Source organism: Pseudomonas sp. FG1, from assembly GCF_034313875.1.
Taxonomy (GTDB): Bacteria; Pseudomonadota; Gammaproteobacteria; order Pseudomonadales; family Pseudomonadaceae; genus Aquipseudomonas; species Aquipseudomonas veronii.
Map to the genome: position 1 here is coordinate 4,314,012 of NZ_JAVIWP010000001.1, position 18,087 is coordinate 4,332,098.

At 58.0% G+C, this 18,087-nt stretch carries 12 protein-coding genes and 3 pseudogenes; 12 read left to right on the forward strand and 3 right to left on the reverse strand.

The window, feature by feature from the left end; translation table 11 throughout:
• Nucleotides 1–147 precede the first annotated feature (147 nt).
• The 6 genes and pseudogenes from RGV59_RS19780 (at nt 148) to RGV59_RS19805 (ending at nt 9,170) form a co-directional block, all read left to right on the forward strand.
• On the forward strand, nt 148–789 hold the full coding sequence (locus RGV59_RS19780) for a putative metallopeptidase (RefSeq protein ID WP_126585203.1): 642 nt from the start codon (nt 148–150) through the stop codon (nt 787–789).
• A 31-nt stretch (nt 790–820) separates the two neighbouring features.
• On the forward strand, nt 821–1,282 hold the full coding sequence (locus tag RGV59_RS19785; RefSeq protein WP_126585204.1) for a DUF2280 domain-containing protein: 462 nt from the start codon (nt 821–823) through the stop codon (nt 1,280–1,282).
• A pseudogene (locus RGV59_RS19790) lies at nt 1,269–2,207 on the forward strand (terminase large subunit domain-containing protein); the annotation flags it as partial. The gene RGV59_RS19785 and the pseudogene RGV59_RS19790, both read left to right, overlap by 14 nt.
• A pseudogene (locus tag RGV59_RS19795) lies at nt 2,206–2,448 on the forward strand (hemolysin secretion protein D); the annotation flags it as partial. The pseudogenes RGV59_RS19790 and RGV59_RS19795, both read left to right, overlap by 2 nt.
• A gap of 119 nt (nt 2,449–2,567) precedes the next feature.
• Nucleotides 2,568–3,377, forward strand: a complete 810-nt coding sequence (locus RGV59_RS19800; protein WP_126585205.1) for a hypothetical protein — start codon at nt 2,568–2,570, stop codon at nt 3,375–3,377.
• Between the two features lie 54 nt (nt 3,378–3,431).
• Complete coding sequence (locus tag RGV59_RS19805) at nt 3,432–9,170, forward strand: calcium-binding protein (RefSeq protein ID WP_126585206.1); 5,739 nt, start codon at nt 3,432–3,434, stop codon at nt 9,168–9,170.
• A gap of 160 nt (nt 9,171–9,330) precedes the next feature.
• On the opposite strand, the gene RGV59_RS19810 is transcribed toward RGV59_RS19805, so the two are convergent.
• The 3 genes and pseudogenes from RGV59_RS19810 to RGV59_RS19820 form a co-directional block, all read right to left on the reverse strand.
• Entirely contained in the window at nt 9,331–9,870 is a 540-nt protein-coding gene (locus tag RGV59_RS19810; protein WP_126585207.1) for a hypothetical protein, read from the reverse strand.
• 19 nt (nt 9,871–9,889) lie between these two features.
• A pseudogene (locus tag RGV59_RS19815) lies at nt 9,890–10,015 on the reverse strand (hypothetical protein); the annotation flags it as partial.
• Nucleotides 10,016–10,116: 101 nt separating this feature from the next.
• On the reverse strand, nt 10,117–10,794 hold the full coding sequence (locus RGV59_RS19820; RefSeq protein WP_017846363.1) for a GntR family transcriptional regulator: 678 nt from the start codon (nt 10,792–10,794) through the stop codon (nt 10,117–10,119).
• A gap of 226 nt (nt 10,795–11,020) precedes the next feature.
• Here RGV59_RS19820 and RGV59_RS19825 point away from each other — a divergent pair, with 226 nt between their 5' ends.
• The 6 genes from RGV59_RS19825 to RGV59_RS19850 all read left to right on the forward strand — a co-directional run bounded on the left by RGV59_RS19825 (nt 11,021) and on the right by RGV59_RS19850 (nt 17,425).
• Nucleotides 11,021–11,764: a DUF969 domain-containing protein gene (locus RGV59_RS19825; RefSeq protein ID WP_102617049.1), complete on the forward strand. Its 744-nt coding sequence runs from the start codon at nt 11,021–11,023 to the stop codon at nt 11,762–11,764.
• Entirely contained in the window at nt 11,761–12,717 is a 957-nt protein-coding gene (locus RGV59_RS19830; protein ID WP_017846361.1) for a DUF979 domain-containing protein, read from the forward strand. The genes RGV59_RS19825 and RGV59_RS19830 overlap by 4 nt, the downstream gene beginning before the upstream one ends.
• Before the next feature lie 15 nt (nt 12,718–12,732).
• Nucleotides 12,733–13,506 carry a LamB/YcsF family protein gene (locus RGV59_RS19835; RefSeq protein ID WP_102617050.1) on the forward strand — a complete coding sequence of 258 codons (774 nt, stop codon included), beginning with the start codon at nt 12,733–12,735 and terminating at the stop codon, nt 13,504–13,506.
• Nucleotides 13,506–15,107, forward strand: a complete 1,602-nt coding sequence (pxpB, locus tag RGV59_RS19840; RefSeq protein ID WP_102617051.1) for a 5-oxoprolinase subunit PxpB — start codon at nt 13,506–13,508, stop codon at nt 15,105–15,107. Before RGV59_RS19835 ends, pxpB begins: the two co-directional genes overlap by 1 nt.
• Nucleotides 15,104–16,840 carry an acetyl/propionyl/methylcrotonyl-CoA carboxylase subunit alpha gene (locus RGV59_RS19845; RefSeq protein ID WP_017846358.1) on the forward strand — a complete coding sequence of 579 codons (1,737 nt, stop codon included), beginning with the start codon at nt 15,104–15,106 and terminating at the stop codon, nt 16,838–16,840. Before pxpB ends, RGV59_RS19845 begins: the two co-directional genes overlap by 4 nt.
• 429 nt (nt 16,841–17,269) lie before the next feature.
• Nucleotides 17,270–17,425 (forward strand): hypothetical protein, encoded by a 156-nt coding sequence (locus RGV59_RS19850; RefSeq protein WP_185833555.1) that lies wholly within the window; start codon nt 17,270–17,272, stop codon nt 17,423–17,425.
• The last annotated feature ends 662 nt before the right edge of the window (nt 17,426–18,087 follow it).

Consider the following 18,087-nt stretch of genomic DNA (forward strand, 5'->3'; position numbering starts at 1 on the left):
TGGCCGTGGAACGGGTGGCCGGATCATCGTGGAATCAGTGGCCGGATGTTCATGGAATGGGTGGCCGGATGCCCGTGGAATCCGCAGTTTCATTGGTAAATCCTATGTACGAGACGATTGATATGGGGTCTCAGGGCTGGAATTCCAATGGCTAAAAACTGTTTTGTATCCAGGCCAGTACCGCCGCCGGAAGTGCTTGAGCTGTCCGAATTATCCCGCTTCGGTATCCATCTGGCTCCTGCGCCTGAGGTGTGGGAGTGGCTTCAAGCCGAGATCCTTGCCGACACCGGCAGCATTCACAACGAAGACCATGCCCACCTACTGGATGCAGACATCCGGGTCATGTGGGCGTCGTCAGCATTCGAGAAGCAGGGCCGCACAGTCCTGGGCCAGGCCGAACAGGTAGCGTTTCGCGCCGGCGGCTGGCAGAAAGCCCGGATGGAGCAACAGATGCGTGATTGGTTCGGCGACGTGCCGGCTTTCATCATCACCTTTGCTGCCGATTACTGCGCCCAGTGTAGCGACCTTGAGTTCTGCGCCCTGGTCGAACACGAGCTGTATCACTTGGCTCACGCGACCGACAAGTACGGTCAACCAGCATTCACTCAAGACGGTGTACCGAAGATCAAGCTGCAGGGCCACGACGTGGAAGAGTTCGTCGGTGTGGTCCGCCGCTACGGTGCAAGCCCTGACGTTCAAGCGTTGGTGGATGCTGCAAACAGTCCTGCCGAGGTGGGGAAATTGAACATTGCGAGGGCCTGCGGAACCTGTCTGCTCAAGTTGGCCTGATGTAAGACAGGCGTGAGACGGAATCTAACTTATGGCAGCCCTGAAAAATGAGGTGAAGAGCTTCATCGTTCAGGCTTTGGCGTGTTTCGACACTCCGAGCCAGGTCTCACAAGCGGTGAAGCAAGAATTCGATGTGGACGTAACCCGGCAGCAGGTTGAGCAGCACGACCCAACAAAGCGCGCCGGCTCCCACCTGGCGCTCAAGTGGCAGACCCTCTTTCACGACACTCGCAAGCGGTTCCGCGAAGAGACGGCAGAGATCCCGATCGCCAACCGCGCGTTCCGCCTGCGAGCCATGAACCGCTTTGTGGAGAAGGCCAAGACGATGAAGAACATCGGTCTGGCCATGCAGATCCTCGAGCAGGCCGCGAAAGAAACCGGTGACATCTACGTCAACCGGGCACGGAAGGAAGAGGCTGGTGACGAACCGGTGATCCCGACCCGTATCCAGGTCGACGTGGTAGATGCGAGGAAGCCGAATGCCGAGCCTTAACGTTCCGCAGGCTCAGTTCCTCACGCTACCCCACAAGTTTCGTGCGTTCGTTGCTGGGTTCGGCTCAGGCAAGACCTGGGTGGGGTGCTCGGCGCTGAGCAAGCACTTCATGGAGTGGCCTGGCGTCAATGCTGGCTACTTCGCACCGACTTACCCGCAGATCCGGGACATTTTCTATCCGACCATGGATGAGGTGGCCTACGACTGGGGACTGAAGACCAAGATCAACCAGGCGAACCACGAGGTTCACATCTACAGCGGCCGGCAGTACCGCGGCACTGTGATTTGTCGGTCGATGGAGAAGCCGCAGACCATCGTTGGCTTCAAGATCGGCCAAGCGCTGGTGGATGAGCTGGACGTGCTGACCGCCGTCAAGGCGCAGCAGGCCTGGCGCAAGATCATTGCCCGGATGCGCTACAACCTGCCCGGGCTGAAGAACGGGGTGGACGTAACCACGACACCGGAAGGCTTCAAGTTCGTCTTCCTGCAGTTCGTGAAGCAGTTGCGGGACAAGCCTTCGCTCAAAGAGATGTACGGCCTGGTGCAGGCCAGCACTTTCGACAACGAGCTGAACCTGCCGGATGACTACATCGCATCCCTGATGGAGTCGTATCCACCACAGCTGATCATGGCGTACCTCAAGGGGCAGTTCGTCAACCTGACCTCCGGCACGATCTACACGGCCTACGACCGCAAGCTCAACGGGTGCTTCGACACAGTGCAGCCCGGTGAGCCGCTGTTCATCGGGATGTACTTCAACGTCGGCAAGATGGCGGCAATCACCCACGTAAAGCGCGATCAGGGCTTGCCCAGGGCAGTAGATGAGTTGATCGACGGCTACGACACGCCTGACATGATCCGCCGCATCAAGGAACGCTACTGGCAGCACGACGGCAACGACTTCAAGAAAACGTGCGAGATCAGGGGCGGTCGAAGGGGAAGCGATCGGGCTGTCCAGCGATGCCATAGATGATGAGAAGCGTGGGCCCGTCTACAGCAGCCGGATTCGATTGAAAGAAGATCATTTGAATATCAAGGGCCAACGCGTTGCGCTATCGCCGGGTATGTCGGTGACGGCGGAGGTCAAGACGGATCAGCGTCGGGTGCTGGATTACTTCCTGAGCCCTTTGCGCCAGCATGTTCAGGAGAGTTTGAGAGAGCGCTAGGCGGACTATTTTCATGGATGGGGTTCGGTCTGACGCGGTTCAAACCGTCATAGGTTCAGGCCCTCACGTTCGATGGGGTAATTGATCATGATTTGGATGGTCGGATTGGAAGAAATTTTATGCGCGTAAATCGTGTTTTTTTGCGCCGAAATATGGTCAGAATTTTCTTTTTTTTCTGGCAGGCCTTAAGGGGCGTGGCAGCTATCTTGTTGCTGGGTCTGTTGGGACTGTTGGCAGTTGCATTAGTCACTTATCTATCTGAAGTTCAAAAAAGAACCGAGGCGGCGCCAAATGTGTCTTCGGGAAACCGTCCGGGTTGGGTATGCGGGAAAATTTTGGGCACTGTGATAGAAGTACCGAGTAGTTACGTCCTATTCTGGGCTGAATATGAAGGGAAAAGCTCATGGGAAAAAGGCTTTACCGAAAATAAGAAAGGCTGTGATGCTAATTTTTCTTCGGTATCAATGGCGCTGTCTTGGCCATATCTTCTACCTGTGAGAACGAGTGAGTATACGACGACCCCCTACGGAAAATTTCAAGGTGTGGTGTTGACGCTTGAACAGATTGCTGTCAGGCATGGAGATCTTGATTATCTGATAAATAATATGCTGGAGGCCTCTGCATCTAAAGTGGAAAGTGCGGATAATTATCAGAAGGAGTTGGGGTTGTTTCTTCAGGAGAAAGATAATAAATATTTGCCCGGCGAAGTAAATGGCTACTATTGGAAGCGCAGTGCGGAGAAAGTGCCCGTAGTATTTTCCTGTCGACGATATAAAACTGAAAAGGAATTTTATGAATGCACAGGCTATTTTGTCATTGAAAAAATAGGTGCACTTGCGAAAGTTGAACTTGCTCCGAGTAAACTTAAGGACTGGCCAGCGGTTGTAGATGCCATGAACGCCTTCGTTCTCTCAAATATCAAACAGTAAAATTTAAGGTGCCGTGATGCCTCAAATATAGGTGCGCCTGTATCTGATGCTGATGTGGCACGCATTTTAAATCAGATGGCCCGTGGTTACCTTTCTGCTTTAGATAGTAAGCTTGAGACAAACGGAGGCAGTCCCATTTCTTCTGATGTCACGCACCGAGAAGCATGGGGTTTTCATACAAAAGTATTTGAAGATAATGGCCTGTCGAAGGACGCATGGACATTGAATTCTGTACTTTCGAATATCACAGAAAATACTAGGGAAAGCTATTGGCAAAATGTTCTTGATTCTGCTGGTGACATTAAAAAAGAGCTACTATTGGCTATTAATACTGTCCAGCTTATGTCGCTCGCGACCGTGGCCGGCTCTGGGGCGAATAAAGAACTTGCTCAAAGCTGGATTAACAAGGTCGACTCTCCAACTGGGTATTACAATGTTGTTACCCAATTGCTGAACAGTACGAAGGATCCTGCTCTACCCGACGCGAAGACTACGCTCGACAATATCCGTAAAATAGAGATAGAGCCAAATGGCGACATGATCTTGACGGTTCCCCTTTCATCATCTTCTGTCGGTGAGGCCACGCTGCTTTATACGAAAGATAGCGTTCAAGTCAGCGTCGCAGGTATTTCGTTGATGGAAGTACCCAAGGACTCGATCATTTCGGTCGGTAAACAAAATGTTTCCGTATCACACAGCTATGGCGACTTGTCGGCGGCCTATCGCTTGACGGCTCAAGGTGTGGTCGTCGCGTGGAAAAACGCCGAGGGTGGATTAGCGGTAGAACAGACTTACGGTTTCGATGGGCTGCCGGTAAACACTACCTGGAAGCAGAACGGTCAAACCTTCACGGGCCCCGCGCCCGATCTGGCTGCGTTTATCAGCCAGACGTCTACCCAAACTGGCGCGTTGGTCTTGTCCCAGACCGTAGCATCCCAGCAGGCACAGACCGGCACGCTCCTGAATACGTCCGCCGAGGGTGCGATCGCCGCTGCAGAAAATGCCCTGTCCTTGAAGGCTCTGCAGCATCGTCTGGCCCAGGAACCCTATTCTGATCGCTGGTCACCCACTGCATTGGGCGCCAGTATTCCTTTTGCACTGAGGTTGTCGAACGGCTTACAAGCGGCAATCCAGCAAGTACTGAATATCGCTCAACAGGGCTGGAGCACTTACAACGTTGGCATCGTCACCATCCTACCATTGGAGGTGTCGGGTTCTGGTCGATACCACCTGCCGCTGGTGCTGGACCTGACGGGGAGTGGCATCAAACTGCTGCCACCGTCACGAAGTAACGCAGTGTTCGATCATAACGCCGATGGGGCAAAAAGCGCGGTGGGCTGGGTCGGGGCGGACAATGGCATCCTGGTGTTTGACACCAACGGCAATGGGGCTATCGACAATGCTACCGAGTGGTTTGGTGAGTCCTTCGCGGTACCGGGAAGCAAGGCGCCGGTTGGGCAAAATGGCTTTTCGGTGCTCGCGACGCTCGCCGCTGCCGGGAGTACGGTTTTTTCTCGGGATACCGCGTTGATCAACCCTTTCACCGGCGGCAATTACTTTGACGGTGTCAAAGTATGGGTCGACGCGGATCAGAATGGCATTTCCACGCCTGAAGAATTGAAAACATTGACTTCTCTGGGTATCGCATCCATTGATCTGATATCGACGCATGACGGCCGTCAGGTGGGAGGGGGGTTAATCGATTCCACCGCCGGTTTTACGTTCACCAATGGCACACGAAGAGATATTGCCGATATTGGGTTGGCCGAGAAAACCGAGGCCGCTCAAGGGGCCGCCCCCATCAACCCAGGCACCCTGATATTTGCCGATTACGCCTCCAAAGGTTATGCGGCGATGGCCGCAGGCCAGGCGCGCGGGGCTGACGCGGCTCTGGCAACGACGGCGCCTGACTTTGCAGGTTACACGGCCGCGTTGCAGGCGTGGTCAGTCAAGCAGCGTTATCGCAGCAGTCAGGGGTTTCCCAACCCTTTGCTCGGGGTGCGTGACCGAACGCTCATTACCTTCTATGAAGGTGAAAGTGGTGCCGAACAAGGTAGCACTGCCGGTAAGGAAGTGATGGCATTGCTACAGCAGGGCTCGACGTACTACGGCTCTGTTCGCGCCACTCTGCAGGCCGTTGATGCGGGGGCGATAGCGCTGGGGCAGGCGCAAACTGCGGCGCAAATAGCCAACGCCGTGCCGAGCGCTGAGGCGCGTTCGACCGCCCAAACCAAGGCACATTCTGCCGCTGTCGCTTGGGGCGCCGCAGCGACCTCGTATTTGACCACTTCAGAGGCGTGGGCGGCTTACACCGGCAGGTTGGAAGCCTTGCGCGGTCAGGTGAACAGTCTGGTTCCGGTGAATAAGAATTCAATCGGCCATTTACCCGGGAATAATACTTTTTTCTCCCCCGATGATGCGGGTTTTGCTGCGGATACCTTTACCGCTTACGCCGCCTTATTGCAATTGTCCAGGGACCTCAAAGTCGGTATCGACACGTCTCTTGGGGCGTTCGCGCAATCGGCGGGTTACGCCAAGGCCTACACCGGTGTGGCGGGCGGGACAGTGACCGTCGACAAAGGTTACAACCTGATCCTGGCGGGTAACGGCGCCCAACGCTTCGTGCTTAATACCAGCGTCGATAACGTGTTGCTCAGCCAGGCTTCCGGGCAAGTGACGTTGCAAAGATTTCAGGCCGGCAGCGCGGGCGACCAAATTCAGCTACTGGGGCTCGGCGACAGTGCGTCTGTCGTCCGCACCCAAGAGGGGCTGCGTGTGTTAGCCGCTGACGGGCAACATTACGTTGATCTGCTGGGGACCAACGCTTCGGACTTGAACTTGTTCGCCAATTTCAGCGGTGTACGGACGCTGTCTTTTGCCGGGTATGACCAAGCGGGGGTACGCAGCTTACGAAATAATGGCCTGAACGACGGCCAGGTGCATATCAACGAGATCATTGCCTCAAGCCATGGCGATACGCTAATCGGTGGTGACTGGAACTCCGTGCTCAGGGGGGGGGCAGGTGATGACACGTTCCTGGTGACTGGGCGTGGCGCATGGATCGATGGCGGTGCGGGTACCGATGTCGCGAGCTATGTACAGGTCGCTGCCGGGGTGAGCGTCAATTTGTCCTCAGGACGCGATAGCCTGGAAAGTACGCTGTATAACATCGATAACGTTATCGGCTCCGCGTGGAGCGACACATTGACAGGCACCACCGCCAATAATGTGTTGGCAGGTGGTCGAGGCAATGATCGGCTTGAAGGCGGTGGTGGCAACGATGTGTACGTCTTCGATCGGGGAGACGGCCAGGATAAAGTGATCAATGGTGTCTCGGGCAATACCGGGCCGAGTTCGATACTGAAGTTACAAGCAGGTATAAAGGCGGCCGACTTGTGGTTGGCACGTGAAGGCAACAACCTGCTTGTAGCTGTGTTGGGCAGCCATGACCGCATCGAAATTCAGGACTGGTTCGCAGCCGACTACCGTAAGCTCGCGGCTATCGAACTGTCCAACGGTCTGCGGCTTGGCAGCGATGCGGTGGAACTGGCCATTGCCACTCAACAATCCTGGAAACAAGCCAATTCCGGTTTTAATCCCGTAGACCCATTGACGATAAATAAGCCACCGTCGCTGGACGCTTATTTTACCGCCCATGTGGACGTGCCACTGGTGCCTTCGATTTCAAATGTCGCGCTCGAAACGCGTAGGGTTTATGAGTCGGGCGCGGTCACGCAAGGCGCAGGTCTGGCGACGACGGCCGCCAACCAGGCCGCGGCGGCAATTGCGGCGTTGGGCAGCAAGAGTGCTCAGGCCAGCAGCCTTGGCCGTCAGGTGTCGCTGATTTACCTGGTCCCCAGTATGAACAGCTACCGTTATTACAATAGCCAGGACCCACAGGCCTACATCCTCACGACACAGATCAATTTCGATTCAACCAACCCGATGACGGGCCGTCCTAAAGGAGTCGTCAGCTACGAGCGCATCAGCGCACTGAATGCGGATGCCTTCTACGTAAAGAATATTTTCGAGGTTTCATTTCCGGCATCCTCGACGACCAGCAACGCCTACCTGGAACGTGGCGTGGGAACCGTTGCGGCCTCTGTTGCAACCTGTGCATCCATCAGCGGCTCACTTTCGTTGACCACGACGGTTGGGCAAGCTGTAGCGTCATCCGCCCAAGCCCGGCAATTTGCTTTGGGGCAAGCTGTAAGTGCGAATGACACGAAGAGCTCCTCTACTGCGCAGTCAGCTAAAGAGGCTGCCGTTGCGTTTGAGCGCGGGCTCGGCAGCACGGTTTCACTCTATCAGAATGCACTCGATGGCTTGGCAGGCTCATCGTCACTGATCGCTCAAACAGCGGCCAACCTCGCAAGCATCCTGCCGCCAACTGTCATTACGACAACACAACGTTACGTTACCAAGAGTCTATTTCCGCCTTTTACTCCAGCACACTGGGTAACGGTGACCAGCACCAGTCGTTACGAATGGGCGTCTACTGTCGATAGAGACAAAGCCAATGCATTGCTAACTGCTCAGGCGAGTGCACAAGGAGCGTACGCCCAAGCAAGTGCCAGTCTGCAGACTTACAAAACTGCGTTGGGATCGGTGTTGGGTTACGCTGATGTTCAGCTCGTGTCGGGTAGTCAGGTCTCAGCGGTCGCTGGTGCGTCCGCAAGCTTATTGATTTCAGGCTCCGGGAATGGGCATGGCATGACCGGCGGTGCAGGCCGCGATATGTTTTTGTTCACGGAGTCGGCGGGAGCAACCGGGCACCGCATCAATGCTTTTCAGGCCGGAGTCTCAGGCGACCGATTGCTGCTGAGTTCAGCCTCCAGCACGGCTTACTTGGATGCAGATGCTTCGGCGCAGGCCCGTCTGTCTTTCTCGCCAGGCACGCCTTTACTGACCTTAACCGGGGTCAATCTCAATGCTCTCTCCCTGTACGACAATCTATTGGGTGTTGCTACCGTGGATTACTCCGGTTCAGCCAAAGGGATAGTTGCGCAACTTGATTCACTCACTCCACGGGATTTTGATGGCTTTACCCATGTGCAAAACCTCAACGGCAGTGCTTTCGCTGACCGGTTGAGCGGTGACAGTCGGGACAACGTACTCAATGGTGGGGCCGGTGATGATGTTCTGACAGGCAAGGGCGGAAACAACGTGCTGAGCGGTGGTGCCGGTAATGATACGGCCAGTTATGAAGGCGCCCCAACCGGCGTGGTCGTAGATCTGGCTAAAGGCACGGCAAGCAACGGGTACGGTGGGATCGACCGGCTGACGAGTATTGAGAACCTTCTGGGCTCCAGCCACGACGATATCCTGTCGGGAGATACCGGTAGCAACCGACTTGAAGGAGGAGGGGGCAATGACTTGCTGATCGGCGGTGGTGGCTATGACCACTATGTAATTGCCAGAGGGCGGGGGCACGACACTCTTATCAATGGGATAGGAGAAGCCCGGGGTGCCCTGCGCATCGACAACGAGTCCCGTGAGTCGCTGTGGTTTCAGCGGGCGGGTAATGATCTGCGCGTGCAACTGCTAGGCAGCGACACCGACATCACTGTGCAGGGCTGGTATGACAACTCTGTCAGCCGGCTGGACAGGATCGCCCTCGGTGGAAGCCATACGGACTATCTACTGGGGGCGCAGGTTGACCAGTTGGTTCAGGCAATGGCAGGGTTCAGTGGCAGTCATCCCGGATTTGATCCGAAGGCATCGGGCGTTATCTCAGATGCTTCGTTGCTGGCAACGTTGAGCAGTAGCTGGTTGACGAGTCCTGCGGCTTAAACATCAGATCTTAGACGCGGTTGGCGCGCAACCGCGTCGTGTTTGGTTCGATTCCTGTCTCGGCCTCCACTCTTAAAAACCCCGTAGATTACCGTCCACGGGTTTTTTATACCTGCGATTTACGATCCCTTCCGCAACGCTTCAGATGTGTTCCGCAACTTCACTGTTCTGACCGGATTACATACTGGATCACCTCTTCAAGGGTGCCTATGTCTGGAGCGTTGCTCGCTAATGCTTCTGGGCGGCACCATGGATAGTCCAGGCGGGATACCCACTCCATGATGGTGTGAAGGTCGGTAGGCGGCAGGGTTTTCATATGCTCGATGGTGATAGTGAGCCGCTCGACAAGTCCCGACTCGGGATTGAACTGCCATCCATATTGACCACAACCGACTCGGACCTCGCCGGAGTTTTTGTCGGACATAGCGACCAGCCATTGGCATTGGAACGTTTTGCTATCCGGCTCCGGTGGGTGTCCCAGACAAAAGGTATAGACGTTTTCGAATGTCTGGCCGAAGCGACTGACCAGCACGTCGCCGATGGACTCAAGGCCTTCAACGTGGGGTGGAAACGAGATGGACCCCGTGTATACCACCATCTCCAGTTGTGCATCCGGCATAAAAGCCTGGCGCAGCAGATGCGGGCGGTTACTGTCCTTGGCGTTTATGTACTGCTGAATCGACCGTTGAGCTGTGTTCATTGTTGGTCCATTGCATCCATTCGTTGTTGTTGAGGGCAGTGCCGGCATCCAGGAGCGGTTGTTCGAAGGAAAACGAGCAGCCGATGGTGAAGGCAACCAGGTCATCCTGCCACAGGGGCTCTATGTCTGGCAGTTCTTCGCTCATGCGCTAGGGCGGCAAAAATTTCTGAAGGAGCCCCGCTTGGTTAACTGTATCGACCAGTCGACCGGCTGTGTGGGGCAGATGTTGCGTGGACGTCGGAGCTCTCACCCTTCTTGGGAAGGGCGCCTCGCATAGACGGCCAAAACAATGCGTTCGGAATGAATGAGGTATTCAAGCATTGCTTCGCGAGCTTTGGCCATCTCGTTGCGTTCAACGAGTTCAAGAATCTGAAAGTTCATATCGACGTAGGGCTCATGCAAGAACTCGGCGTCCTGCAACAGCCCAAAAGTCAGCCGTAGCTCTGCAAGTATGCGCCGGAACATGGCGTTCAAGCGTTCACTGTCCGCAAGTTCAACGACGGCCGTATGGAAGTCCATGTTAGCTGTGCCCACTGCCAGCCAGTCCCCCGCGTCCCGTGCTCGTTGGGCCTGTTCTGCCGCTGCGCGCATGTTTTTCTTCGCCGGGTGGCGCGGGTAAGCCTCGGCCAACGCCTGGCATTCGATGAGGCGTCGCACGCGGTAGATGTCGATGACGGCCGCGATGCTGGGAACCACCACGAATACCCCACGGTTGGGTTCGTGTCGTAACAGGCCGTCTTTGGCCAGCGTCCGGAATACTTCGCGCAGGGTGTTTCGCGAGATGCCGAGGTTTTCGCTGAGCACCTGCTCGGACAGCCGTTGCCCAGGTGTGAATTCGCCTTGGGTGACTTGCTGACGCAACTGTTCGGCGATCCGCTCGTTTAGCGTCTGGGCTACGAATGAAGGGGAGGCGGGAAGGGGCATCGAGCGGACTTCTGAGTGGCAGGGGCGATTGGATTCTAGCAGGTTTTGCCCTACTCGCAGTGTCGCTTTTTCCTGTAGGGCTGAAACAGATTGGTATTTTGGCATACATATTGCTTTTTATTATCCGTGTTGGATTGTTGAACAATTCTGTTGAAATGATCATTCAATCGGATGAAGATAGTTGAGTGATCTAAGAAAATAACTCAAACAACTTGGAGAAACGCCGGTGCCCACTGACATCAACTTGTGGCCCTTGCTGGGGGTCGTCGTCATCATCGTGGGCTTCGTCCTGCGCTTTAATCCCATGTTGGTCGTGATTGTCACGGCCGTCGTCACCGCCTTCGCGGCGCACTTTCCGGTCGACAGGATTCTTGCCGCCATCGGCACGGGCTTCATCAAGACGCGTAACCTGCCGTTGATCATCCTGCTACCGCTGGCGGTGATTGGCTTGCTCGAGCGTTATGGTTTGCGCCAGCACGCCCAGCGATGGATCAGTAGCATCAAGTCCGCGACTGCGGGCCGCTTGCTGATTGTCTACCTTGGCGCACGCCAGATGACCGCAGCCATCGGTCTTACCAGCCTGGGCGGCCATCCACAAATGGTGCGACCGCTGCTCGCGCCAATGGCAGAAGGTGCTGCCGAAGCCCGTTTTGGGGCACTGCCGGAGAAGGTTCGCCACAAGCTGCGAGCGTATGCCGCAGCGACCGATAACGTCGGCCTGTTCTTCGGCGAAGACATCTTCGTGGCTTTCGGCGCGATCGTGCTGATGACCACGTTCTTGCGTGAGGCGGGCATCGAAGTCGAGCCGATTCGCGTCGCGCTCTGGGGGATTCCGACAGCTGTTTGCGCATTCACCATCCATGCTTGGCGCCTGCGCCGGCTTGACACTTGGTTGATGCGCGAGATGGCCGGCAGCGCTGCGGCCGCGGCTGCAACCGTCACAGTCGAAGGCAAGGAGTCCCGACCATGACGCTCACGATCACGCACCTGTACTATCTCGTCGGTGCCATCCTCGCCATCACCGCGGTGATGACGCTTATGGATCGCCAGCACTCAAAGCGCTATTCCAGTGCCTTTTTCTGGGGCCTTTATTCGCTCGTCTTCTTGCTCGGCGACCAGTTGCCGCCGGTCTGGGTCGGCGTCGGTGTTGTGGTGATGGCGCTGATTGCAGCCTTCGGCGGTGTCGGCATTGGCCGTCACGTGGCCCGCTCGGCGGCGGAGTACTCGGCCAGCGCCAATCTGCTGGGCAACAAGCTTTTCATCCCCGCCCTGGCGATCCCGGTCGTGACCATGATCGGCACGCTGTCGGCGAAGTACCTCGTGGTTGGCGGCATACCGCTGCTCGACCCGAAGAACACCACGATGGTAAGCCTAGGGCTGGGCTGTATGGTCGCGCTTGCGCTGGTCTGCAAGATGACGAACGAAACGCCGATGCAAGGTATCCGCGAATCGCGTCGGCTGACCGATGCGCTCGGTTGGGCGCTGGTACTGCCGCAGATGCTCGGCATGCTGGGCCTCGTATTCTCCGACGCCGGTGTGGGCAAGGCCGTGGCGCATATCACCACCAGCTACATCAACATGGATGTACGTTTCTTCGCGGTGATGGTGTACGTGGTTGGCATGGCGCTTTTCACCATCATCATGGGCAACGGTTTCGCCGCCTTCCCCGTGATGACAGGGGGCGTCGGGGTGCCAGTCCTGGTCGGCATGTACGACGGTAACCCGGCCCTTATGGCAGCCATCGGCATGCTCTCGGGTTATTGCGGCACCTTGCTTACGCCGATGGCAGCCAACTTTAATATCGTACCGGCGGCCCTACTCGAACTGCCCGACAAAAACGCGGTGATCCGCGCGCAGGTGCCCACGGCGCTGGCCTTGCTGACTTGCAATGTTTTCATCCTGTATTTCCTGATGTTTCGCTAAAGAAAAGAAAACAACATGAAGATAGACCTCAATAGTGACCTGGGTGAAAGCCTGGGCGCCTGGCGCATGGGTGACGACCACGCGATGCTCAGCATCGTGAGCAGTGCCAATGTGGCCTGCGGCTTCCACGCTGGCGACGCCGCCGGTATCCTGCGGACGCTACGTCAAGCGGCGGAGCGCGGCGTGGCAGTAGGCGCGCACGTCGCCTATCCCGACCTCGTCGGTTTCGGCCGCCGCCAAATGGACGTGGCAAGCGCCGACCTGCAGGCTGACGTGATCTACCAGATCGGCGCGCTGAAGGGGTTGGCTGTGGTGGCCGGCACGTCGGTACGATACGTCAAGCCACACGGAGCGCTCTACAACACCATCGCGCACGATAAGCGCCAGGCACACGACGTGATTGCCGCCATCCGCGCAATCGACCCGTCGCTGGTGCTGGTCGGTTTGGCCGGCTCGCCGCTACTCGGCTGGGCGCAGGCAAGCGGGCTGAGCACTGTGGCCGAAGCCTTTGCCGATCGCGCCTACATGCCGGACGGTTCGCTGGTCTCCCGTCGCGAGAAGGGCTCCGTGCTGCACGATGCACGGGATGTTGCCGAGCGCATGCTACGCCTGGCGACCGAGGGTGTGGTCACGGCCATTGACGGCAGCATCGTGCGCCTTAAGGCCGATTCGGTCTGCGTGCATGGTGACAGCCCAGGCGCGGTGGAGATGGCGCGGCAAGTGCGTGCGCTGCTTGAGCGTTCGGGCGTCAAGGTCGCTCCTTTCGTCGACATGGGAGTCGTACCGTGATGCGATTTCTGCCGGCTAATCTCGACGCCCTGTTGGTCGAGCTGGATGACTTGTCGCAGACGCTGGCGCTGCTTGCATCACTACAGGCCGAGCCCATCGATGGCATCGTCGAACTCGTGCCGGCCGCGCGCACGGTCATGGTTCACTTCCGGCCTAACACGGTGACGCATGATGAACTCGTCACGCGCATCAGCCGCCGCGACCTCACGGCGCAGATCGAGCGTGCGACCACTCGCGTGGAGATTCCGGTCTCCTACGAAGGAGAGGACCTTGACGAGGTCGCGCAGATGCTTGATCTCTCGCGCGAAGAGGTGATTCGCCGCCATACCGGCTGCGACTACACCGTTGCCTTCACTGGCTTCGCACCTGGGTTCGCCTATCTGAGCGGCGGCCACCCAAGCCTCAACGTGCCGCGTCGCACTACGCCACGCACGCGCATCCCCGCGGGCGCCGTGGGGTTGGCCGGCGCTTTCAGCGGCGTCTATCCGCAGGCCAGTCCGGGGGGGTGGCAGATCATCGGCGTGACTGCCACGCCGATGTGGGACCTAAGCCGTGACGTGCCGGCGCTGCTGCAACCGGGCTTCAAGGTACGTTTCGTCGATGTTTCAGGGCGGCAGCTTTCAGCTTTGCCAGCGCCGTCGCCTGGCCCCGTCGAGGTTCCGCTCCACAATGGTCCGGCGCTTGTTGTCCGTAGCACCGGCCTGCAGGCGCTGTTCCAGGATCTCGGGCGCGAGGGTCTGGCCGGGCAGGGCGTATCCGCCTCAGGGGCGATGGATAAGGGCGCACTGCGCGCGGCCAACCGTCTGGTCGGCAATGCGAGCGACATGGCCTGCGTCGAGATCGTCTACGGTGGCTTCCAAATCACGAGCCGCGCAGACACGGTGGTGGCCTTCACCGGTGCCGATGCGCCGATCGAACTCACGCGTGCGAACGGCGCTCGATATCGTGTGCCAGGCCATGAAGCCATCGCACTTTCTGATGGCGACAGTCTATCGCTTGGCGACCCGCGTGCCGGCATCCGCAGCTACCTGGCGGTGCGCGGTGGCTTCGCGATCGCGCCCGTGCTCGGAAGTCGATCGACAGACACGCTCGCGCAGGTCGGTCCGCCGCCCATCAAAGCCGGTGACATTTTGCCGGTACCTGTGGTCACGCATGGCTCCATCGTTGGCGCGCCCGAAACGCCTCGTGCCGATCTCCCGACGACGACGCAGACCGTGGTGCTCGATGTCGTGATGGGGCCGCGCACCGACTGGTTCACACTGCAGGCCATTGCATTGTTGGCGAGCCAATTGTGGACTGTGACGCCGCAATCGAACCGCGTCGGCCTGCGTCTGGCCGGTGAAACGCCGTTGATGCGCGCACAGATCGCCGAACTGCCCAGTGAAGGCACCGTGTTGGGCGCGATTCAGGTGCCGCCAAGCGGCCAGCCCGTGCTCTTCCTTGCCGACCACCCGCTGACCGGTGGCTACCCAGTGATCGGCGCTGTCGCCCCTTACCACCTCGACCGTGCGGGGCAGATCCCCATCGGTGCGCAGGTGCGCTTCAACCCCATACGCGCGTTCACCGCGGCCCTCTCTTCCGACCTGCGAGAAACCCCATGAAGAAAGTTCTTATCGCCAACCGCGGCGAGATCGCTGTACGCATCGTGCGCGCCTGTGCCGATTATGGTGTGAAATCCGTCGCGGTGTATGCCGACGCCGACATCGACGCGATGCACGCTCGCATGGCCGATGAGGCCTACGGCCTTGACGGCCAGCGCCCGGCCGACACCTACTTGAACATCGAAAAGCTGCTCGCCGTGGCCGACCGCTGTGGCGCCGACGCGGTACACCCCGGATACGGCTTCCTTTCGGAAAGCGCAACTTTTGCCAGGGCCGTGATTGGCGCGGGCCTGAAGTGGATCGGCCCTTCGCCGGCAGCCATCGAGGCACTGGGTGACAAGGTGCAGGCGCGCAAGATCGCCCTGGCTGTCGGTGCGCCGTTGGTGGCTGGCACGTCGGAGCCCGCGCGCGATGCGCAGGAGGTCGTGGCCTTTGCCGAGAAGAACGGCCTGCCGATCGCCATCAAGGCGGCCTTTGGCGGTGGCGGCCGCGGCATGAAGGTCGCATGGCGGCTCGACGAAGTAGCCGAATTGTACGAGTCGGCGGTGCGTGAAGCGGTCACTGCTTTCGGCCGTGGCGAGTGTTTCGTTGAACAGTTCCTCGATCGGCCTCGTCATGTCGAGGCGCAGGTGATCGCCGATACGCACGGCCATGTCGTCGTGCTCGGCACGCGCGATTGCTCGTTGCAGCGGCGCAACCAGAAGCTGGTGGAAGAAGCCCCCGCGCCCTTCCTCAGTGATGAACAGCGTGAGCGCATCCATCAATCGGCGCGCGATGTGTGCGCGAAGGCAGGCTACGTCGGTGCGGGGACTGTCGAGTTTCTGTTGAGTCCTTCCGGAACAATCTCGTTTCTGGAGGTCAACACGCGCCTGCAGGTCGAGCATCCAGTGACCGAAGAGACGACGGGAATCGACCTCGTCGTCGAGCAACTGCGCATCGCCGATGGCTTGCCGCTGTCGGTCACCGAGACGCCGAAGCCGCGCGGTCATTCTTTCGAGTTTCGCATCAACGCCGAGGATGTGGGGCGCGGCTTTCTACCCGCGCCGGGGTTGGTGCATCTGTTCGAGGCACCGTCGGGGCCCGGCGTGCGCGTCGATACCGGCGTGCAGTCGGGTTCTACCGTCCCAGGTACATTCGATTCGCTGATGGCCAAGTTGATCATTACTGGCGCCACCCGTGCCCAGGCTATAGCCCGCGCGCGTCGGGCGCTGAAGGAGTTCCGAATCGAAGGGGTGCCATCGGTGCTCCCGTTTCACCGAGCGGTGATGGCGCACGCCGATTTCACATCAGCCGATGCTTTCAGCGTGCATACGCGCTGGATCGAGACAGATTTTGCCGACACGCTGGCGGCCGCTGTACGGCCTGAACCGCTGGCCGATATCGCACTGGTACGCACGGCCGTGGAGATCGATGGCCGAAGGATTGCGCTCGGGTTGCCGGCTGAACTGCTGCGAGGGCTACATTCCACTGCGCCGTCTGCTGAGCGCGAGGGGGCTGATGTGTCTTCCATTTCGACGGATGCCGCCGCCGTTGTAGCCCCGATCTCGGGCACCCTGCAGTCCTGGAACGTCGCCGACGGCGACAACGTGGCTGTGGGTGACACCCTCGCATCCATGGAGGCGATGAAGATGGAAATGCAAGTCACGGCACACCGCGCAGGACGCATCACCCTAACGGTGTCCGTGGGCTCGACCGTCGCCGCAGGCATTGCAATCGCAAAAATTGTGAGTTGATGAGAGTCGACTCGCTCGCCCAGGGCTCGGCTCAAGACGACTGAATTATTCGCTGTTGAAGGTTGTGATTTTTTAGATGGGGTGGATAAATGATTGATGTTGCAACTCAAATGAAACGGACAGCTTTAGTTGCTTTTATGGCAGTAGCATCGGGGTGTTCGTCACCGCCAGAGCGTAGCGCTAATTCCACCAGACCTGCTGAGCCACTCGCGGATTCTCACTTTCATGTTTCCAACTATGCCTTCCAAGGCACAACGCTGCGCAATCTGGTAGATAACTACGTGTAACCTTTCCAATACATTCAATACCATCAAGTTACACGATAGGCGTGACGCACTTCATTTTGAACGGTCTTATTCATCGAGCATTAAAGCCTGTGACTAGAGAGTGTTGTGATGAAGTTGAACAATCTAACTAAGGCGGCACTGATTGTCGCGTTGTTATCGTCCCTGTCGGGCTGCTGGATATTCATGCCGCCGGGTGGTGGTGGTGGTGGTGGTGGTGGTGGTGGTGGTGGTGGTGGTGGTGGCCACGGTCAGGGCGGTGGCCATGGCGGTCCGGGCGGTCCCGGCCTGCGTTAAGTAACGGCTTATTGGGGCAAGCCACGCTATTCATCTTGATGAGGCGTGGCTTGCCTTTTTTTTGCCCGGCTTAAATCACGGGCAAAGAAAAGCCCGCGATGGGGAGAGCGGGCTAAAAGGTGTTTCTCTAGGAGCTGAAACAACACTAGGCGTTCACCTGTGAAAGCTTTGTGAAAGGCTTGAGCCAATGTGTCGATGGCCAGTTTGCTGGTGCTGTCGCTGTACCCGAGGCTGTTTTTGAGTTGAGGGTCGGGGTTGCGCTGACGTCAAACGGGCGAGATGGTCGCCAGCAGACCGATGCCAATGGTCAGCACCAAAAAGCCAAACAGGAAAATTGCCATCTTGGTCATAAGGCCTCCGAAGGGAAGGGGGCGGCAGGAACATTCCTGTCGCGCTCGACAAGGGTGTCGGGAGTGGCCCTATTGTCCGCCTCGATGACATTTCGATACAGGCGCAGATAGTAAAGAAAAAACCGTATCAGATGCGCGCGCAACGCTTTGGCCCGGGGGGTTGGAGAGGGCTGGGTTTATCAAGATCAGCAGGTGAGCCATGTCTTGAGGGTACGGCGCGCCACCTGAGACAGCCGCAGCATTTCCCCCTAAGATGGCGCCCACAGCCTCAACAATAAGAGAGGGCCGACCCTCGATGGAAAGACGTCAATTCAGC

What these genes read in the sequence shown, in the direction of transcription:
- RGV59_RS19780 (WP_126585203.1), top strand. Translation starts at nt 148, where the DNA reads ATGGCTAAAAACTGTTTTGTATCCAGGCCAGTACCGCCGCCGGAAGTG.
- RGV59_RS19785 (WP_126585204.1), top strand. Translation starts at nt 821, where the DNA reads ATGGCAGCCCTGAAAAATGAGGTGAAGAGCTTCATCGTTCAGGCTTTG.
- RGV59_RS19800 (WP_126585205.1), top strand. Translation starts at nt 2,568, where the DNA reads ATGCGCGTAAATCGTGTTTTTTTGCGCCGAAATATGGTCAGAATTTTC.
- RGV59_RS19810 (WP_126585207.1), bottom strand. Translation starts at nt 9,870, where the DNA reads ATGAACACAGCTCAACGGTCGATTCAGCAGTACATAAACGCCAAGGAC.
- RGV59_RS19820 (WP_017846363.1), bottom strand. Translation starts at nt 10,794, where the DNA reads ATGCCCCTTCCCGCCTCCCCTTCATTCGTAGCCCAGACGCTAAACGAG.
- RGV59_RS19830 (WP_017846361.1), top strand. Translation starts at nt 11,761, where the DNA reads ATGACGCTCACGATCACGCACCTGTACTATCTCGTCGGTGCCATCCTC.
- RGV59_RS19835 (WP_102617050.1), top strand. Translation starts at nt 12,733, where the DNA reads ATGAAGATAGACCTCAATAGTGACCTGGGTGAAAGCCTGGGCGCCTGG.
- pxpB (WP_102617051.1), top strand. Translation starts at nt 13,506, where the DNA reads ATGCGATTTCTGCCGGCTAATCTCGACGCCCTGTTGGTCGAGCTGGAT.
- RGV59_RS19845 (WP_017846358.1), top strand. Translation starts at nt 15,104, where the DNA reads ATGAAGAAAGTTCTTATCGCCAACCGCGGCGAGATCGCTGTACGCATC.